The sequence below is a fragment of the Microcoleus sp. B4-C2 genome, from assembly GCF_036705265.1.
GTDB lineage: Bacteria > Cyanobacteriota > Cyanobacteriia > Cyanobacteriales > Microcoleaceae > Microcoleus.
The window spans coordinates 1-1,569 of record NZ_JAUBUB010000206.1 but is presented as its reverse complement, the minus strand read 5'-3'; the positions used below and the strand labels follow the sequence as shown (position 1 = coordinate 1,569).

Here is a 1,569-nt window from a genome sequence, read left to right as displayed (position 1 = left end):
GATAGCACTCAGTTTTTTCGCTTCTGTGCTTTATTGCGTAAGCATCCCTATTTAAAAACTGTCCGGAGTATTGAATAGTGTAGGTTAGGTTGAGAAACAAAACCTACACTATTAATTTTCTTTTTTTATATCAATCCGAGACGCAGGAATATATAACGTTTCTAGCTCTCCTGAGCTTATGGTAAAATATATCAACCAATACAGATGACGGGGCTAGGACCGATTTTTGGTAAAAAAATATGGGGTCAGTCTTGTTAAGAAGCCCCATCAGTTAAAAATGTTACCTCAATCATACCAAATTTGTTTTCAACAGCAGCTCAAAAACACCGAATACTTGACTGTGACTATTTTAGTTTTTCTGCTCCCAACCCATAAACAAGTGAGTATTGAGTTATTGGCGAAATTGATGCCATACCCAATCATGTTTGAGAGCCGACGACGTTCTATTCAACGATTTCTCAAGCTACCTATCCTCAAGATTGAAAAGCTTTGGTTTCCTGTGCTTAAATATATCTGGAGAACTCAATTTAAAAAGAAACAAGAGTTGAAGGTCGCCATTGATAGAACGCAGTGGCGAGATAAAAATATGTTGATGATTAGCCTGATTGGGGACAAGAGAGCTTTACCGTTGTAGTAGCAGATATTGCATTCGCTGTGGCTGTAGCAACATCCGAGAACAACAAAGCTTAATCTGCCCCATTCTTGGTCTGCTAAAAAAATATAAAATGGTTCTTTTAGGAGACGCCTGAATTTGCGATCGTTTAAGCTGGCAAGTGGGCTGTGTGAAAAGAACATAAGGTTTGTTTTGAGAGTAAAACAGGGACACTATATTCAAGAAGAAGGAGAGGAATTTAAGCGGTTGAGTGAGTCTGGTTTAGTAGCAGGTACGAGCTTTTATTTGACAGGAGTTAAAATCAGCAGCAAGGATTGGGCTGTTTTGATGTCGCTGGTTATGGGCAACGAAAATATCGAAATAGTGGCGAAGATGAAGGCTGGTATTTACTCACCAAGATCGGCAAATTGAAACAAGCTGTAACAGCGTTTAAATGTCGCAGTGGTATCGAAGCAATGTTTAAGGACTGTCAAACCGTCGGCTATAATCTTGAAAAGAGTTACCCTTGTGACGACCGCCTCAAAACTTTAATATTAATAAAAATTTAAGATTTTTAATAGCTTTAGCTTATAGTTGCTTATAGTTGTGCGATTTTACAAGGACACAAGCTCAAGCTTATGGGAATTCCGAAATAGATCGGTCGCCTTACGGTCGTCGAGGCGATCGCAACGCCGTCATAGTAGCTTTTGAATTGGATTATACGGTCAATCGTGGGCGCAGCGAAGCGGAGGGAGGTTTGCCATGCACCTATTGCGGAATTGATGAAAATTAGACGCAATCAGCTCCTATTCCCTCAGATTAGCAACCCGGACTTTTAGCAACGGAAAAAGCAATAGTATCCCAGTGATGCCACTGCGTCTTTGTAGAGACGGAAAAAAATAAGGGTAAAAAACCCTGAAGACTGCAGAGAAATTAAGTCATCATCATCACCATGTAGAAAGAGAGGTCAAGCCCTC

General features: G+C 40.2%; 3 protein-coding genes. All 3 read left to right on the top strand.

The window, feature by feature from the left end; genetic code table 11:
* The first annotated feature begins 226 nt into the window (after nucleotides 1–226).
* The 3 genes from QUB20_RS28425 (at nucleotide 227) to QUB20_RS28415 (ending at nucleotide 1,385) form a co-directional block, all read left to right on the top strand.
* Nucleotides 227–634 (top strand): hypothetical protein, encoded by a 408-nt coding sequence (locus QUB20_RS28425; RefSeq protein WP_333246340.1) that lies wholly within the window; start codon nucleotides 227–229, stop codon nucleotides 632–634.
* 171 nt (nucleotides 635–805) lie between these two features.
* A complete protein-coding gene (locus QUB20_RS28420) occupies nucleotides 806–1,024 on the top strand; it encodes a hypothetical protein (protein ID WP_333251535.1) in 219 nt (72 codons plus the stop codon).
* Nucleotides 1,025–1,196: 172 nt separating this feature from the next.
* The gene (locus QUB20_RS28415; RefSeq protein ID WP_333251538.1) at nucleotides 1,197–1,385 is read left to right on the top strand and encodes a hypothetical protein; all 189 of its coding nucleotides are present in this window, start codon (nucleotides 1,197–1,199) and stop codon (nucleotides 1,383–1,385) included.
* Nucleotides 1,386–1,569 lie beyond the last annotated feature (184 nt).